This window comes from Paraburkholderia lycopersici (genome assembly GCF_900096975.1).
Taxonomy (GTDB): Bacteria; Pseudomonadota; Gammaproteobacteria; order Burkholderiales; family Burkholderiaceae; genus Paraburkholderia; species Paraburkholderia lycopersici.
In genome coordinates, this window is sequence record NZ_FMYQ01000020.1 from 107031 (window position 1) to 122409 (window position 15379).

The 15379-nt window shown below is 64.2% G+C and carries 15 protein-coding genes; 7 read left to right on the forward strand and 8 right to left on the reverse strand.

From position 1 onward, the window contains the following. Positions 1-39: 39 nt before the first annotated feature. Entirely contained in the window at positions 40-1341 is a 1302-nt protein-coding gene (cqsA, locus tag BLU17_RS20775) for an alpha-hydroxyketone-type quorum-sensing autoinducer synthase (RefSeq protein WP_092000581.1), read from the reverse strand. Positions 1342-1969: 628 nt separating this feature from the next. Then, positions 1970-3163, reverse strand: a complete 1194-nt coding sequence (locus BLU17_RS20780) for a GGDEF domain-containing protein (RefSeq protein ID WP_245746950.1) — start codon at positions 3161-3163, stop codon at positions 1970-1972. Positions 3164-3374: 211 nt separating this feature from the next. On the opposite strand from BLU17_RS20780, the gene BLU17_RS20785 reads away from it, so the two are divergent. The 7 genes from BLU17_RS20785 (at position 3375) to BLU17_RS20815 (ending at position 8846) form a co-directional block, all read left to right on the forward strand. Continuing rightward, positions 3375-3677 carry a putative quinol monooxygenase gene (locus BLU17_RS20785; RefSeq protein WP_092000584.1) on the forward strand — a complete coding sequence of 101 codons (303 nt, stop codon included), beginning with the start codon at positions 3375-3377 and terminating at the stop codon, positions 3675-3677. A 144-nt stretch (positions 3678-3821) separates the two neighbouring features. Beyond that, the gene (locus tag BLU17_RS20790) at positions 3822-4115 is read left to right on the forward strand and encodes a DUF2795 domain-containing protein (protein WP_143189304.1); all 294 of its coding nucleotides are present in this window, start codon (positions 3822-3824) and stop codon (positions 4113-4115) included. Positions 4116-4265: 150 nt separating this feature from the next. Continuing rightward, positions 4266-4616 carry a response regulator gene (locus BLU17_RS20795; RefSeq protein WP_092000589.1) on the forward strand — a complete coding sequence of 117 codons (351 nt, stop codon included), beginning with the start codon at positions 4266-4268 and terminating at the stop codon, positions 4614-4616. A 246-nt stretch (positions 4617-4862) separates the two neighbouring features. Further along, positions 4863-5069 (forward strand): hypothetical protein, encoded by a 207-nt coding sequence (locus BLU17_RS20800; RefSeq protein ID WP_092000592.1) that lies wholly within the window; start codon positions 4863-4865, stop codon positions 5067-5069. Between the two features lie 67 nt (positions 5070-5136). Then, on the forward strand, positions 5137-5646 hold the full coding sequence (locus BLU17_RS20805) for a PRC-barrel domain-containing protein (protein ID WP_092000697.1): 510 nt from the start codon (positions 5137-5139) through the stop codon (positions 5644-5646). Between the two features lie 183 nt (positions 5647-5829). Then, positions 5830-7962, forward strand: a complete 2133-nt coding sequence (locus BLU17_RS20810) for a phosphocholine-specific phospholipase C (RefSeq protein WP_092000594.1) — start codon at positions 5830-5832, stop codon at positions 7960-7962. 89 nt (positions 7963-8051) lie between these two features. After that, positions 8052-8846, forward strand: coding sequence for an SDR family NAD(P)-dependent oxidoreductase (locus BLU17_RS20815; RefSeq protein WP_092000596.1), 795 nt, complete (start codon positions 8052-8054; stop codon positions 8844-8846). Between the two features lie 63 nt (positions 8847-8909). On the opposite strand, the gene BLU17_RS20820 is transcribed toward BLU17_RS20815, so the two are convergent. From BLU17_RS20820 to BLU17_RS20850, 6 genes are all read right to left on the reverse strand, one after another. Continuing rightward, the gene (locus BLU17_RS20820; RefSeq protein WP_028203076.1) at positions 8910-9074 is read right to left on the reverse strand and encodes a DUF1328 family protein; all 165 of its coding nucleotides are present in this window, start codon (positions 9072-9074) and stop codon (positions 8910-8912) included. Positions 9075-9388: 314 nt separating this feature from the next. Beyond that, positions 9389-10234: an alpha/beta hydrolase gene (locus tag BLU17_RS20830; RefSeq protein WP_092000602.1), complete on the reverse strand. Its 846-nt coding sequence runs from the start codon at positions 10232-10234 to the stop codon at positions 9389-9391. 403 nt (positions 10235-10637) lie between these two features. Beyond that, positions 10638-11645 carry a rhamnose ABC transporter substrate-binding protein gene (rhaS, locus tag BLU17_RS20835; protein ID WP_092000604.1) on the reverse strand — a complete coding sequence of 336 codons (1008 nt, stop codon included), beginning with the start codon at positions 11643-11645 and terminating at the stop codon, positions 10638-10640. A 120-nt stretch (positions 11646-11765) separates the two neighbouring features. Next, positions 11766-12785 (reverse strand): ABC transporter permease, encoded by a 1020-nt coding sequence (locus BLU17_RS20840; protein WP_092000607.1) that lies wholly within the window; start codon positions 12783-12785, stop codon positions 11766-11768. Then, a complete protein-coding gene (locus BLU17_RS20845; protein ID WP_092000610.1) occupies positions 12778-13833 on the reverse strand; it encodes an ABC transporter permease in 1056 nt (351 codons plus the stop codon). Before BLU17_RS20845 ends, BLU17_RS20840 begins: the two co-directional genes overlap by 8 nt. After that, positions 13830-15371 (reverse strand): sugar ABC transporter ATP-binding protein, encoded by a 1542-nt coding sequence (locus BLU17_RS20850; protein ID WP_245746952.1) that lies wholly within the window; start codon positions 15369-15371, stop codon positions 13830-13832. Before BLU17_RS20850 ends, BLU17_RS20845 begins: the two co-directional genes overlap by 4 nt. Between the last annotated feature and the right edge of the window lie 8 nt (positions 15372-15379).

The window sequence follows — 15379 nt, forward strand, 5'->3', positions numbered from 1 at the left end:
AACGCTGTCTCGCTCCACGCCGCCTCAACCGCGCATGATTCAGGCCGCCACGGCCACCATCGGCATGTTCACTACGGCCTGCGGCACGCGCCCGCGCGCGCGACCCGCATGGCGCTCGTTGCGGCGCGTGGACGGCCAGTTCCACATTTGCACTTCGTCGCGAATCTCCTCGCACACGTCGACGAGGCGCTCGAGTTCCTGCTCGCCCAGCGCCGCATTCAGTGAAAGCCGCACGAGCGAGCGGTTCTGCGCCGTGGCGGGCGCACAGAACACCGAGCCGAAGATGCCGCGCGCTTCGAGCGCGTCGCGCAGCATGATCGTCTGCGGTTCCGGCCCGGCTTCGAGCGCGATGATCTGCGTTTCGCTGCCGTTCAGGTTGTAGCCGAGTTCGGCAAGGCGCGCGCGCACGTATCGCGCGTTGGCCGCGACGCGCGCACGGCGCCAGTCTTCGCGCTCGATCACGTCGAGCGTCGCCGCGAGACCCGCCGTTTCATGAGGCAGCAGCGTCGAACTGAAGATGGCGGGCAGCGCCTCACACTTGAAATACTCCTGAAAGCGGCGCGAGCAACTGATGATGCCGGCGCGCCCCGCAAAGGCCTTGGCGAGACTGGCAGTGCGAAAATGCACGCGGTCGGCGAGTCCGAGTTCGGCCACGAGTCCCGCGCCGTGCGGGCCGTGCGTGCCGAGCGAATGCGATTCGTCGACGACCAGCACGCAGTCGTGCTCGGCGCACACGTCGGCTATGGCCGTGAGCGGCGCCACGCTGCCGTTCGTGCTGTACACCGAATCGACGATCACGATGCCCGCCCCGTAGCGCTGGATGCGCTGCTCCAGATGATCGACGTCGTTGTGGAAGAAGCTGATTGCGCGCGCGCCCGCGCTGCGTATGCCTTCCCACAGCGACATATGCGCCATCATGTCGACGTACACCGGCGTCTGCGCATTGGCGATCGACTGGATAAGGCCCGTATTCGCCGCAAAGCCCGACTGGCACAGCACGCTCGCTTCAGCCCCCATGTATGTCGCGAAGCGGTCTTCGAGCGCGAGTTGCGGGCAATCGTCGCCGTGCAAAAACACGCCGGACATCAGAAGCCCGTTGCCTTCCGAGCGGATGCTCATGCACATTGCATCGAGAATCTCGGGATGCCGCGCTATCGAAAGGTAATCGTTGCTCGACAGGTGCAAGGCGTCGGCATCCGCAACGCGACCCTTCATGATGTGCCCCCCGGACCAGCTTTCCTGCACGCGTTCGGTGTAATAGCGATCCACGCGTGCGGCGAGGAATGCGGGCAATGCTGCATCGTTGTTATGTGCGCTACGCCAGTTGCTGCCAACTTTCATCTCAGGCTCCTTGTGGTTGAAAGCCTGCCCCGGTGGCGACTTGCCTGGTTAGAACGATTTCCGGAAGGCAGGCCCGTAATGCGTCCGCAACGAGACGACACGCGCGATGGGGCATGACGTGAACGTCCCGGCAACGGACTTTTGAATGTGGGTGTCGCGACGGCTGGCGAGCGCGTGAGTCGCGGCGCGCGGCGGGGGCGGTCCCGTCCGGCGGCGCCAGAGCGCGCTTGATTGCGGTGCTTCGAACGAAAGCGCGAACGAAGGCGCGCGCGATTTCGGAAACCAATACGGGCGCCGGGCGCCGGGAGCAGGCGCCTTCATATCCGCACGAATCGCGCTTTGCGTGATCGCCACTGGTTACAAGGGAAGAAACGCCTGTTCGAAATAGGAGGCGCGCCACGAAGGCCATCGAGGCCATGCACGTCGTGTAGCGAAAATATCCTTTCGTTGCACGAAACGTCAGTCGCGCCATGGATAATTATCGTTTAAAAACAGCGCTATTACGGCTTTCGTGGCGCGCAACTATGCGTGGCGCATGGAGAATTGACAAGGTTTTGCGCGGCGCGCCGCTAAGGGCGCACGCACTCATTCACATCGCATAGATCGCGCGAAGCGGAGCGACAAAACGTCAGGTGGCGACCACGCGGTCGCGCCCGCGCGTCTTCGCGACATAAAGCGCGGCGTCGGCGCGCGCCATCAGCGTGGCGAGTGTGTCTTGCGCCTGAAGCTCGTCCACGCCGGCGCTGAACGTGAGGCCTTCGTGGCCGCCCTGCGTGGATTCGTGCAGACTCGCATCGGCGCCGCGGCGCACGGAGAGAGTCAAAACGCGCAGTTCATCAAGGCGTCTTACGGCATCGTCGCGCGCCACACCCACGAAGAACAGCCCGAATTCCTCACCGCCCAGGCGGCCGAACAGGTCCGAATTGCGCACACCGCTCATCGCGATGCGGCAGAACTGCGCAAGGACACGGTCCCCTGCGGCATGCCCGTAGCGGTCGTTGATGGACTTGAAGTGGTCGATATCGACAATGGCCAGCGCGACGCGCTGGCCCTCGAGGCGCGCGGCATCGAGCAGTGCCCCCGCCTGGGCAAGAAAGGCGCGACGCGTGAGGGCGCCCGTCAACTCGTCCTGGTTCGCGAGCCGTTCGAGGCGCTCGGCCATGCGGTCGTGTGCGAGCAGAACCATGCCGATCGAGAGCGACGGCAGGACGAGAATGCCAAGCGCGAGCCATGCCACGTTGAGCGGCGTGAAGTCGAGCAACCCATATTGCTTCACGAAGCCGCCGCCATACATCGCGCCGCGCAACGCGTGCGCGAAGGCGCCAAGCCATGCCGCCAGCATCACGAAGCGATAGCTGTATACGGGGCGGCCAGGCGGCCGGCAACGCAGCGCAAGCCAGCCGATCGACGTGTAGATGGCAGCGTGAAAAGCGGAGACGACCGCTACGCGCGCGCCGAGACTCGGCGTGACCCAATACCACCAGGCGATGCCCATTGCGAGCGCAACGATTCCCGCGTAGGCGAGCGGGACGCGCGGCTCAAGCCCGAAGAACTGGCGACAGCCTTCGAACACGCGCACGATGGCAAGCGCCAGCAAGGTATTCGAAACGAAGACGGTGAGAACGGGCACGCCCAACCGCTGGAGGCCCGCGAGCAGCAGCGCCACGCTCGCCATCACATAGGCGCCGATCCAGCGCCCGACGCCGGGAATCCCCGCAGGCCGCAGCGAACCGAGGATGGACAGGCTCATGATGCTCGAAAGCACTGTGACGAGAAGAATATTGACCGGATCTAGCATGTGCAGCGGTTCGCCTGAGGCCATGGCCAGCCGCCACGCGCTTTACGGGGTGCTGCATGGCTAATCATGGTGGGGTCCGAAGATATGCCCGAGTTTACGGCATCGTTCCGAAAAACATTCGCGTCCCCACTGTTTCTTTCGCCGAATCGATCCCGGCGCTTGACGAATGCCCCGAAGGCCCGCGACCATGCCTGAGACGCCACGCCGTATTAACTGGAGTCCAAGGAGCCTTGTCATGACCAAGCATGCGTTGTACGTCGAGCTGCACGCGCAGCCCGGCAAGGAAGAGGAACTGGCGGCCTTTCTCGCGAGCGCGAAGCCGCTGGTCGATGCCGAGCCTGCCACGCCGGTCTGGTTCGGCGTGCGCTTCGATGCCCGTACGTTTGCAATCTTCGACGCGTTCGAAGATGCGGCCGGCCGCGACGCCCATTTGAACGGCCAGGTCGCCGCAGCCCTGATGGCGCATGCGGGCGAACTGCTCGCCGCGCCGCCCCAGATCCGCCGCGCCGACGTTCTCGCCGACAAACTGCCCGCCTGAAATCGAAGCAAGCCCGGTTGCGTGCCACCCCTGCGCAGGCCGCCGCCCGTCCCGTGCCCGCTGTGCTGGTAAAAAATGCCCAAACGGGAAACCAGGGCAGGAATGCTACCTGCGGAGGAGCGTCCGACCTTCGAGGAGACACCGATGAAGCCCGCTTGCGATACGACCCACGGCACCCGTCACGGCACAGCGCGCGCCGACGCCGAAGCGCTGAGCGCGCGCGTGCTGCACGCACTGGAGCGCGTGAACTGGCCAGCACACCTGGCCACACTGATCAAAAGCGCCGAACGCAGCGGCGCGCCGCACGAGGTGATCGAAGCCCTGGAACACCTGCCCGACGAGGTCTTCGGCAGTTTTCCCGAGGTGTCGGCATCGATCATCGCGGCGCGACTGCGTAAGCCCGGCAACGCCCAACGAGACTCGGCGGCGCAGGAATGAACCGACGCACCCTGTCCGCGCCAGCCGTCCTGGGAACATAAATTGCGCGCTTCGCACCGACCGCCGGGCACGCTCGGTCCGCCGCGATGCGCTCGCGAAGAACAAAGGCACGGCCGCCGCGATCGGCCGCGCCGCTCAGGTAAAAGACGTATGGCTACCGTATTGCTCGTCGACGACGACACCAACGCACTCGATGCGCTCAAGGAACTGGTCGGTCAGGAAGGTTATCGGGTCAGAACTGCGGGAGACGGTTCCGACGCGTTGCAAAGTGCGCTCGACGATCCACCCGATGTGGTGATCTCCGACTGCATGATGCCCCGCATGGACGGCCTCGCGCTCATGCGTGCCATGCGGCGCAGCACCACGCTCGCGAACGTGCCGCTCGTGCTCGTCTCGGCCCTCGTCACCCCTCCCGCCGACGCAGACGTCGTGGGCTTCCTGCGCAAGCCTTTCGCAGTCTCGCAACTGCTCGACATTCTGCGGCGCGTGGCTGCGCCCTGACGGGATCGAAGGACTGCGGCGCCGTATGAACGATTTACATCATCGTTGTCGTGCTTCGCGCGATTTTTACAGGCGCATGAGGCACATCCCCAATCACATCCCCAATCGTTCATGTTGATTCGGTTTCCTGATGATCGATGCGCGTACCGTTCACGTCGAGGCATGGCCGATGCTGGAGCAACAGCGTGGCCGGCATGTGCGCCGGTATGGGATCGAACCCTCAAGCTGACTGCACGGAGGACCGACATGAGTGAATACGCAGGCCGCTCGCACGACGAACGCGTGGCGCAGCGCAAGCGCGAGAAACAGCGCGCCCTGGAACCGCCCGGCGGAGAGATGGCCGTGCACGGCACGGCCCCCGACGCGACCCACAGCAGCGGTGAACTCTCACAGCAAGGCAAGGAAGTGTGGCGCAGGGGCGCGGGCATCGACGGCGGCGGCAAGAGCAACTGACTTCCCGGGCATGGGCCACGCGCATCCATGCGCCCGGCCCCCCCTCCCCATGGACAAGGAGAACATCATGGCCTACTCGCAAACTCCACACGGTTCCGCGCCGCGCAGCGGCGACGGCGCGCGCATTGTCGGCCGCGACCGCTCGGCGACGCCGGGCCCCGGCCCCGGGATCATGGCCGCCAGCACGCTCGACAGCGATCGCGTGCTGAGTTCGGACGGCGACGAAGTCGGCAAGGTCAAGGAGATCATGCTCGACGTCGAGAGCGGCCGCATTGCCTATATGGTGATGTCGAGCGGCGGCTTTCTCGGCATCGGCGACAAACTGCTCGCGGTGCCATGGAACGCGCTCACGCTCGATGCGGACCGAAAGTGTTTCGTCATCGCGCTCGACTCCGGGCGCGTGAAGAACGCGCCCGGCTTCGACAAGGGCCACTGGCCCTCGATGGCCGACCGCACCTGGGCCAGTTCCGTACATCAGTACTACGGCCGCGAGCCCTACTGGAGCGACGATGCGACGAGCCTGCCGCTGGAAGCCCCGGGTAGCGAGCCGCCTGAAGCCGGCGGCGTGAAGCTCTGACGGAAACGGCCTGTCTCATGGCGGGCCGTATCGCCTCTCCTCATTTAATGAGCATATCGAACCATATGGCCGTGCGACGGCTCAATTCGCGCATGGTTTCGAAACTTCCCCGTTTTGCGCATTTTCGCCGCCAACGTGTCATGCTGGCGCTTGCGAGTACAACGAGAAGAACGCGAGCTCACCATGACATCGATGGACCGCCGTGACTTCCTGCGCGCCGCCGCAGCGGGGGCGGCACTCAACCTCTTTCCACCCGCCATCCAGCGGGCGCTCGCCATTCCCGCAAACAACGCAACCGGCACTCTTGCCGACGTTCAGCACATTGTGGTCTTCATGCAAGAGAACCGCGCGTTCGATCACTATTTCGGCACCCTTCCCGGTGTGCGTGGGTTCTCGGACCGCATCACGATTCCGCTGCCTGAAGGCGCGCAAATCTGGGAGCAAAGCGACGGCACGCGCATGCTATTGCCGTTCTATCTCGACAGCCGCGAAGGCAATGCGCTGCTCGCGGGCGGCGCACACATGTGGGCCGACGCGCACGCCGCATGGGATCACGGCCGCATGACACATTGGCCGAAGTTCAAGGGCGACGCCTCGATGGGTTATTTTCAGGCCGCCGACCTGCCGTTTCATTTCGCGCTCGCCAATGCCTTCACGATCTGCGACGCCTACTATTGCTCGCTGCACGGCGGCACCAACTCGAACCGGCTCTTCGTGTTCAGTGGCACGAACGGCCCCACCGCGTCGCCTCATGCCGTCATCGACAACGACGGTTGGGACAACATCGGCGGGGCGGCTGCCGGCCTGAAATGGACTACTTATCCAGAACGCCTGCAAGAAGCAGGCATAACGTGGAAGGTCTACGAAAATCAGCCCGATAACTACACGGACAATCCGCTCGTCGGGTTCGCGAGCTATCGCAAGACTCACGAGGCAATCGAAGGCTCGCCCAATCTGCCGTGGAAAAGCGAAATGGAGACACGCGCGCCGCTGTACAAAGGCATCGGCAATACGATGCCCGATGGCGGCTTTCTGCAGGCAATCGAAGACGACATCGCGGCGAACCAGTTGCCCCAGGTAAGCTGGATCATCGCTCCGCAGGCCTACACCGAGCATCCCGCCGTCTCGACGCCGGGCCAGGGTGCTTACTACATGCAGAAGCTGCTCGATGTGCTTACGCAAAGGCCGGACATCTGGAGCAAGACCGTACTCTTCGTGAACTACGACGAAAACGACTGCTTCTTCGATCACATGCCGCCGCCGTGCCCGCCTTCATTGATCGCAGACGGCGTCTACGCCGGCAAGTCCACGGCCAGTACACGCCACGAGTACTTCACGGTGCCGAACCCGCCCGGCGACAGCATGCCGGTCAAGCCCGACGGTCTGCCGTTCGGGCCCGGGCCGCGTGTACCGATGATCGTCGTCTCGTCGTGGAGCACCGGCGGCTACGTCGACTCCGAGGTCTTCGATCACACGTCGGTGCTGCGCTTCATCGAACTGCGCTTCGGCGTGCGCGAGCCAAACATCAGCCCGTGGCGACGCGCCGTGTTCGGCGATCTCACCTCCGCGTTCAACTTCAGCACACCGAACGAACGGCTGTCGCACGCATTCCCGGCACCGTCGAAGTCTCAGGCCGACGCGCAGAACGCGCAGCAAAACGCCCTCAATCCCGTGCCAGTTCCGCCGCCCGGCGCGCAAGCCGTGCCGCAGCAGGCGCGAATGGCGCGGCCCTCGCGCGCGCTGCCATATCGCCTTTACGTGGATGCCGTCATCGACGGTCGCCGAAACGAGGTTCGGCTCGAATTTGGTAACGAAGGAACGGCGGGCGCCGTATTCCACGTGTACGACCGCCTTCACCTCGACAGGACGCCGCGCCGCTACACCGTCGAAGCAGGCAAAACGTTGCGTGACACGTGGACGCCCCCCGCCTCGGACAATGGCGCATACCGCCTGTGGGTGCCAGGGCCGAACGGCTTGCTTCGTACCTTCGATGGCAATCTTCGCGCGGCCGCGCACGGGCCAGATCCCGAGATGCGCGTGCGCCACGACGCTGCCAGCAACGCGATCGTCCTGAGCATGGCAAATCGCGGTCGCGAAGCATCGACTATCGTCGTCGCGTCCAACGCGTACCGCAGCGACGGACCTTGGACCTATGGATTGCGCGCCGGCGAGCAGGTTCAGGCGAAGTGGATGCTCGCGGACTCCGGAGGGTGGTACGACTTCACGCTCAGCGCGGAAAACGGCGTCGCAAGACGCTTTGCGGGCCGCGTCGAAACCGGAAAGGACAGTGTGAGCGACCCGGCAATGGGAGTTTGAGGAGACGCCAACGCCCCTGCGCAGTACACTGCCGTTTCCCGTCTCGACGTCCGTGCGCTACGCCGCGCCTTCCCACACAAGGAGCCAGAATGAACATCGATCTCACCGGAAAACTCGCGCTCGTGACCGGCTCGGCGGCCGGAATCGGTCTCGCGGCAGCTAAAGGCCTCGCCATTGCGGGCGCCGACGTGATCGTCAGCAGCCGTCACGCCGAAAACGTGCGCGAAGCCGAAGCCGCCCTGCGCGAGGTAGCGCCCGGTGCGCGCGTGCAGGGTTTCGTCGGCGATCTTTCGAATGCTCAGGGGTGCGATGCACTTGTGAAAGCGCATCCGCAAGTGGATATTCTGGTGAACAATCTCGGCGTCTTTCAGCAGCAAGACTTCTTCGACATTCCCGATGCCGAATGGCTGCGTTTCTTCGAAACGAACGTCATGTCGGGCGTGCGCCTCTCGCGTGCCTATGCGAACACGATGGTCAAGCGCGGTTGGGGGCGCATCGTCTTCATCTCGTCGGAATCGGCTTTGAATATTCCCTCCGACATGATCCACTACGGCATGACAAAAACCGCGCAGCTGGGGCTCGCTCGCGGTCTCGCGAAGCGCCTCGCGGGCACCGGCGTCACGGTAAATTCGGTGCTGCCGGGACCCACGCTTTCCGAAGGCGTGGCGCAGATGCTCAAGGACGAAGTGGCCGCATCGGGGAAAACCGTCGAGGAAGTCGCGGCGCAATTCGTGCAGATGCATCGCGCCTCTTCCATCATCCGGCGCGCGGCGAGCGTGGAGGAAGTGGCAAACATGATCGTCTACGCATGCTCAAAAGAAGCGTCCGCAACGACGGGGGCGGCATTGCGCGTGGACGGAGGCGTAGTGGATACGATCGCGTGAAGGGCTCACGGCCTGCGCGGCGCCGCAGCCCGCGCAGGCTGGCTGCGACGCGTGTCGCGCTGGTTATCCGCGTCTTACAACGCCGAGCAGTAGCGTGACGAGGAAAATCACGAGGAAGATGAAGAACAGGATCTTGGCAATGGATGCCGCTCCTGCCGCGATGCCGCCGAAACCGAATACGGCCGCGATGATCGCGATGATGAAGAAAATGACAGCGTATTGAAGCATGACGTCCTCCTGTATCCGGTTCCAGCCGGCTCAAGGGTGGTCGCCGCGCCCCGGCGCCGCACGCGGTCGCTCGATGCCCGGCATCTGGTCGGAAGCGAATCCTCCCGCCCCTGCCAGGCTATCGCAGCAAGCGCGGTGCCTGGTGCCCGAACTTGCGCGCCTCGAAATCGTATGACGGATCGCGTCGGCGAGCACGTACGTCGCGATTTTCGCAAACCACGTGCCGCAGAGGTCGGAAAAGCGCAGAAGAAACCGCGCACGCATGCGAACAGGGGGGTTGAGCGCGCCGGAACACGCACGCGAGTCCTAAGTAATCAAACGACCTGCGGATGCCAACCGGCATGCCGGAACGCGGTGGCGAAGAACAGCACCTGGTAGCGGATCGAGTTCGACCAGTAAGACCATGTGTGTCCGCCTGGGCGTTCCGCGTAGTCGTGAGGCACGCCGAGTTCGACTAGCCGTTCGTGCAGGGTGCGATTCGACTGCACGAAGTAGTCGCTCACGCCGCAGTCGATGGTGAGCGCGATATGGGCGTGCTCGAAGTCCTGCGCGCTGTCCACGATGGCGTTGCTGTTCCAGACCGATGCATGTCGCGTGGGATCGCCGAACACGTGATCGATGCCGGGCTCGTCTTCGCAGTTGCGCGGATCGACCGCGCCGCTAATGCTGCCGGCTGCGCCGAACGTCTCGCGCCGGTCAAGCGCGATGCGCAGCGCGCCGAAACCGCCCATGCTCAAGCCTGTGATCGCGCGCGCGTCGCGCGTGGCGAGCGTGCGGAAATGCGTGTCGATATACGACACGACTTCGCTGCCCACATACGTTTCATAACGGCTGCTCGAATCGAAGGGGCTGTCGATGTACCAGCTTTCGTGGCCGCCGTCGGGCATCACGAGTACAACGTGATAACGGTCGGCGAGTTGGCCGATACGGGTGTTCGAGGTCCAGTCGGCGTAGCTGCCGCCCGAGCCGTGCAGCACGTAGATCACCGGAAAGCGTGCGGCGTGGTTGCCGCCCGCGTAGTCGTCGGGCAACACGACCGTCGCGTCGAACGAGCGCTGCATCGCGACGCTGGGGATCGAGACGATACGCGTCTGGTACGCCCAGACGGGAGCGCTGAAAAGCAGCGCGAGAATGAGCCAGCACGCGCGGACGATAGCCATGAGAAGTCGCTCTTGTGTTGACTGCCACGAAAGACAACTGCGTTCGTGAACTCTAACAGGGGTCACTTACAGCCAAATTTCAGCGTCCTGTCAAATTGCTGGCGAGCCATACTTCCCGTTTCGAGGGCGCCTCCTGCCAGGCTGGTCCGTTTCCCGCGCGTCAAGTCGCCATTGCGTGGTCCTCCCTGGCTCGCCCCCACGCGGCGAAGCCAGAACGAGAACACTCTGTATGCTGATACGGCACACGCCACCTGCCGGAACGGTCAATAGACGAGCGCGTTCGCTTCCCGGCCTTCACCTGGCATGTGGCGTCGCCGCGGCGCGCTTCGGAGCAACCAATGGCAAACGGCCCGGCACCGCCGGGTCGCTTCGCACTACGTGCCAATCCGGCCGCAATCGGGAATCAGAAATTGAATTTGTCGATATTCGAAGCGTCGAACGTCGTGGGCGGTCCGAGAATCACTTCACCGCTCTTGCCGATCGTGCGCTTGCCGAGCTTGCCGGCTTCGAAGGACTCGCCTTCCTTGCCGGTGATCGTGCCCGAGGCGAGATTGGCCGCCGCATAGGCGGCGAGATAACCGAGCGCGCCCGGGTCCCAAAGCTGGAACGCCTTCACGGTGCCGTTCTTCACGAATGCGCGCATCTGGTTAGGCGTGCCGAGGCCCGTCACCACCACCTTGCCCTTGCTCGGCGACGACGAAATATAGCGCGCCGCCGCGGCGATGCCGACCGATGTGGGTGCGACAATCGCCTTCAAGTTCGGATACGCCTGCAGCAAACCTTGCGTCTCCACGAAAGACTTTTGGTCGTCGTCGTTGCCGTAGGCGATCTTCACGAGTTTCATCTTCGAATACTCGGGCTTTTTCAGCTCTTCCTGCATCCACTTGATCCAGGTGTTCTGGTTTGTCGCGTTAGGTGTGGCCGAGAGAATCGCGAACTCGCCCTCGTTGCCCATCAGCCTGGAGACGAGCTGAATCTGGCCGCGTCCGATGCTTTCCGCATTCGCCTGGTTCACGAAGATCTGCCGCCCCTCGGGCGCAGTGTCCGAGTCGAACGTCACGACCTTGATGCCCTGGTCCATCGCGCGCTTCAGGTACGGCACAAGCGCATTCGCATCATTGGCCGCGATGACAATCGCGTCCTGATGCTGCGTGGTGAGCGTGTTGATATACGAGACCTGCGAGGACGCGCCCGCGTCCGAAGGGCCGACCGCCTTGCCTTCGCCCTTGAACTCCTTGATTGCGTCCAGACCGCCGTTATCGGCGATCACCTCGTAGGGGTTGTTGATCTGCTTGGGCACGAAGGCGATTTTCAGCCCTTCCTTGATGCCTGCCGCGTGCGCCGCGACACCGCCGCCCACTAGCATCGCGCACAGCAGTACCGTGCACACGTGACGTACTGGCTTCCTCATGAGTCGTCTCCTCGATGGTACCGGACGCGTCCGGTTGATTGACTGCCTGCTTATGTCCCTGCGTGGTCTCTTTTCATCTACCTGTTTAGCCTGTACGTCCACGCGCTTGCCCGCCTTCTTCTATGCCGCACGCGCGAGCGCGCGCCTGTCGCGCATCGTGCGCCAACGCGCCGCCAGATTCGGGATCAGCACCGAAGCAAGCAGCAACGCACCGGTCACGACCGTGAGCGTCTCGCTCGAAACATCGACGAGCGTGAGCGCATTCTTCAGTACGCCTACGATCAGCAGCGAAAGCAGCACACCATACATCGAACCTCGGCCGCCAAAAATGCTCACACCGCCAAACAGTACCGCCGCGATCACCGAAAGCTCGAAGCCCTCGCCGTTGTCGCCACGCGCACTCGTGAAGCGCAGTGTGTAAACAATGCCCGCTAGCGCGCTCATCACGCCGGACATCACGAACAGCCGCAGCTTGATCTTCGGTACGTCGATTCCGGAGAACGATGCAGCCGTGCTGTTCGCGCCGACCGCATAAAGGCTGCGCCCGAACGCCGTGGCCTGCAGCACGATCGTGAACACGATGGCGCATGCCGCGACGATCAGGAACGGCAGCGGAATGAACGTACCGCCCAGGTCGCTCATGCCGAAAAGCGTATAAGCGGGCGGGAAATCGGCAATCGCCTGATCGCCGAGCAGCACGTATGCAAGCCCCCGAAAGAGCGCGAGCGTGCCGATCGTCACCGCGAGCGACGGCAAGTTGAGCTTCACGATCACGAGCCCGTTGAAAAGTCCAGCGAGCCCGCCCGCAACCAGCACAAGCGCCATGGCGACCGGCATTGGCAGGCCCATATGCCAGAGCACGCCCAGCAACGCACTCGATGCGCCGAGCACCGAGGCCACCGAAAGGTCGATCTCGGCGGCGACGATGATGAGTGTCATCGGCAATGCCATGAGCGCGACTTCGGTGAGATCGGCCAGCACGTTGCTGATATTCGCGCTCGACAGGAAGACAGGCGACAGCACGCGACCCGCCGCGAGCGAAGCAACCAGGATGATGACGAGCAGCGCTTCCCAGCTGAGCGGCAAGCCGGGCTTGCGCGTGAGCAGCGCGGCGTCGGGTTTCGGGGCGTTCCTAGCCATGGTCGCGTTTCCTCATCATGCGTTTCGCTACGGAGCGGGCAAGCAGCGTGTCGGCGGCGATGGCGGCCACGATCAGCGCGCCTTGAATCGCCTGCTCCCAGAATGGCGAGACGTGCAGCACGACGAGCGCGATGCTGATCACGCCTAGCACGAGTGCGCCGAGCGTCGCGCCCAGTATCGTGCCCACGCCGCCCGTGATCGCGACGCTGCCCACCACGGCGGCGGCCACGACCTGTAGTTCGATGCCCTTCGCGGTACTCGCGTCCACGGTGCCGAAGCGCGCGAGCCACAGCGCACCGGCAAAACCCGCGATTGCGCCGCTGATCAGAAAGCCCGTGGCCACGCGGCGCTCCACGTTGATGCCGGCCAGCCGCGCCGCTTCCGGATTCGAACCGATCGCGTAGTACTCACGGCCGGGACGGAACTGCTTGAGGTATACGGAAAGCACGGCCAGCAGCACGAGCGCGATAAGCGCGAGCACCGGAATGCCGAGCACCGAGCCGGTCGCGAGACGCGAAAACGCGTCGGGCAAACTGGTTGCGTTGATCTGGCCACCATGCACCCACGCGTAATCGCCACCGCGAAAAATGTAGAGCGTGGAGAGCGTCGCGACGAGCGACGGCACACGCCCCACTGCCACGAGCATCGCGTTGATTGCGCCCGCAACGAGCCCGATGGCGAGTCCCGCGACGAGCGCCCCCAGCACGGGCATGTGCGGAAACGCCACGTAGAGACTGCCCACCCCATAAGCGCTGATGCCGACGGTCGAGCCGACGGAAAGATCGATATGGCGCATCAGAATCACGATCGTCATGCCCGCCGTGAGGAGGCTCACGATGGAGACGTTGAGCAGCACGTCGCGCAGGTTCTGCAAGTTGAGGAATTGCGGCCGCGCGAGCGCCGTGCCGCCAACGATCAGCAGCAGAACGACGAAGAGCGTGGTCTCGCGGCTGCGCGCCAGTGCTTCAGCGAGCGCGCCCGCGTTGCGCCGCTGCATATGCCGCTCGCCGCCGTGCAAGGGGTGGGGGGAAGTCGAATGGCGCATCATGCCGCGTGCCCCAGGTGGATGTCGGTCTCGCCGAGCGCGGCGCTCATGATGCGCTCCTCGCTGGCATCGGCGCGGGCGATGTCGGCCGTGATGCGGCCTTCGTGCATGACGAGCACGCGGTCCGCCATGCCAATCACTTCGGGCAACTCGCTCGAAATCATCAGCACCGCCATGCCCTCGCGCACGAGTTCGGCGAGCGCGCCATAGACTTCAGCCTTGGCACCGACGTCGATGCCTCGCGTGGGCTCGTCGATGATGAGCGCCTTCGGCCCGGTGGCGAGCCACTTGCCGAGCACCACCTTCTGCTGATTGCCGCCCGAAAGCGTGCCGACCGGCGCGTTGAGGTCGCTCGCCTTGAGGCGCAGCCGTGTGCCCCACTGCCCGGCAAGCTGAACCTCGCGGCCCGTCGAGATGAGACCGAAGCGCACCAGCCGCCCGAGCACCGTGAGCGACGCATTGCGCGCAATGCTCAGTTCGAGCGCGAGACCTTGCTGACGTCGGTCTTCAGGCACGAGCGCGAGCCCCGCCTTGACGGCGGAAGCGGGCGCGCCAGCCGCGAGCGGCTTTCCCGCGATCTGGACCTGCCCGGCATCGTACGGGTCGATGCCGAAGACGGCTCGCGCGACTTCGCTTCGCCCCGCGCCCACGAGTCCCGCGAGCGCGACGATCTCGCCCGCGCGCACATCGAACGAAATGTCCTTGAACACACCGCGCCGCGTGAGGCCGCGCACGCGCAGCATCACCTCGCCGGGTTGCACGTCCGCCTTCGGATAGAACGTGGCGAGGTCGCGCCCCACCATCTTCGCAACGATGTCTTCGGTCTTGAGCGTGGCCGTAGGCGCATCGAATACCTTGGCGCCGTCGCGCATGATCGTTACGTGCTGCGTGAGCGCGAACACCTCTTCCAGCCGGTGCGTGATGAAGAGAATCGCCACGCCGCGATCGCGCAGCTTGCGCCCGATCGTGAAGAGCTGCTCGACCTCGGGCAGCGAGAGCGCAGCCGTGGGCTCGTCCATGATGAGCACGCTCGCATTGAGCGAAAGCGCCTTGGCAATTTCGATCACCTGTTGATCCGCGATCGAGAGGCCGCGCACGAGCTGCGCGGGCTTCAGTTCGACGCCGAGCGACGCGAGCAGCGCTGCCACTTCGCGGTGCATCGTGTCGTAATCGATGCGGCCGAAGCGATCCACGGGCTGGCGCCCCATGTAGATATTCTCCGCAATCGACAGATCGAAGAACAGTGTGGGCTCCTGATAAATTACTGCAATGCCGGCGTCGCGCGCCTGTGCGGGCGTAGAGAACTGGCGCTCCACGCCGTCGATGTACAGCTCGCCTCCATCGGGCCGGTACACGCCCGCCAGTATCTTCACGATCGTCGACTTGCCCGCGCCGTTTTCGCCCAGCAACGCATGTATTTCTCCGGGCATGAGTCTCAGGCTGCCGTCGATGAGCGCACGCACGCGACCGAACGACTTGCTCGCGTGACGCAGTTCGAGACGCGGCGTCCCCTCGGCCCAGACCTTTGCTTCTGCTTCCACGGCTGTCT

Bases quoted from the DNA above. Each gene is read 5' to 3' on its own strand.
- BLU17_RS20805 (WP_092000697.1), top strand. From the start codon at position 5,137: ATGGCCTACTCGCAAACTCCACACGGTTCCGCGCCGCGCAGCGGCGAC.
- BLU17_RS20830 (WP_092000602.1), bottom strand. From the start codon at position 10,234: ATGGCTATCGTCCGCGCGTGCTGGCTCATTCTCGCGCTGCTTTTCAGC.
- BLU17_RS20820 (WP_028203076.1), bottom strand. From the start codon at position 9,074: ATGCTTCAATACGCTGTCATTTTCTTCATCATCGCGATCATCGCGGCC.
- BLU17_RS20845 (WP_092000610.1), bottom strand. From the start codon at position 13,833: ATGATGCGCCATTCGACTTCCCCCCACCCCTTGCACGGCGGCGAGCGG.
- BLU17_RS20795 (WP_092000589.1), top strand. From the start codon at position 4,266: ATGGCTACCGTATTGCTCGTCGACGACGACACCAACGCACTCGATGCG.
- BLU17_RS20790 (WP_143189304.1), top strand. From the start codon at position 3,822: ATGAAGCCCGCTTGCGATACGACCCACGGCACCCGTCACGGCACAGCG.
- cqsA (WP_092000581.1), bottom strand. From the start codon at position 1,341: ATGAAAGTTGGCAGCAACTGGCGTAGCGCACATAACAACGATGCAGCA.
- BLU17_RS20840 (WP_092000607.1), bottom strand. From the start codon at position 12,785: ATGGCTAGGAACGCCCCGAAACCCGACGCCGCGCTGCTCACGCGCAAG.
- BLU17_RS20810 (WP_092000594.1), top strand. From the start codon at position 5,830: ATGACATCGATGGACCGCCGTGACTTCCTGCGCGCCGCCGCAGCGGGG.
- BLU17_RS20785 (WP_092000584.1), top strand. From the start codon at position 3,375: ATGACCAAGCATGCGTTGTACGTCGAGCTGCACGCGCAGCCCGGCAAG.
- rhaS (WP_092000604.1), bottom strand. From the start codon at position 11,645: ATGAGGAAGCCAGTACGTCACGTGTGCACGGTACTGCTGTGCGCGATG.
- BLU17_RS20780 (WP_245746950.1), bottom strand. From the start codon at position 3,163: ATGGCCTCAGGCGAACCGCTGCACATGCTAGATCCGGTCAATATTCTT.
- BLU17_RS20800 (WP_092000592.1), top strand. From the start codon at position 4,863: ATGAGTGAATACGCAGGCCGCTCGCACGACGAACGCGTGGCGCAGCGC.
- BLU17_RS20815 (WP_092000596.1), top strand. From the start codon at position 8,052: ATGAACATCGATCTCACCGGAAAACTCGCGCTCGTGACCGGCTCGGCG.